Source organism: Oleiphilus sp. HI0066 (genome assembly GCF_001635725.1).
On the sequence record NZ_LWFH01000060.1, the window covers coordinates 1 to 743 of the forward strand.

The 743-nt window shown below is 46.1% G+C and carries 1 pseudogene; it reads right to left on the reverse strand.

The features are described 5' to 3' along the window. Positions 1-446, reverse strand: a pseudogene (locus A3738_RS01100) (hypothetical protein); the annotation flags it as partial. Positions 447-743 lie beyond the last annotated feature (297 nt).

A 743-nucleotide genomic window follows, 5' to 3' on the forward strand; every position in this document is an offset into this window, starting at 1 on the left:
TGATCGTAGTACACCGATTGCGGCATGATCACACCTGTGCGGGTATGAGGAATATCGCGCGTTTCATTGTAAAAGCCGAAAGAGGAACGAATTCGTCCTAAGCGGGCTGTTAGTTGGCTATCTTCACTGCGATAGAGCGGATGACTCAAAAATGCATAATCAACGCGTAAGTCGTTGCCGCTTGTCTCACTGACTTTCCGTCCGAGCAATTGCCCAGAAAAACGTAGGTCTTTATATACTTTTGTTGAGAATAGAGCGCCGGCTTCCCACATATCGACAGAAGCTTGGTCATCAGATTGCGCTAAAAAGTTGTGGTCGCTCGAATAGATGAGGCTTTGACTTAAAAAGCCTTCAACTTGGTTTTGGCTAAACCATTGCTCGGCTTGTGCAATGTTTGCCAACGCAAACAAGCTGCTAATGTACGCGAATGGCTTTAATATTTTCATGGTCGTAGTCTTGCTGGATGTAACCGATCGCACCAGGAGTATTTGCAATGGTTTGGATCATTTCTTCTTTTGAGGATAAAGCAACAGGCGCTTGCCCAGTGCCGGAATAAACGAGACGCTGCCAGATGGCGTCAAGCTGCCTTGGGAAGACTCCCAATACTTGCTTGCANAATGCTTTATGTGTTTTCTGATCTTGGCTCAGTACGTAGACTTGTACGCGTTGCCCGTCCGACCATAGACGCTTTTTCATTGTAAAGATCGCTCTTACTTCCTTGAGCTGCAATTCGTTTCTGTCTA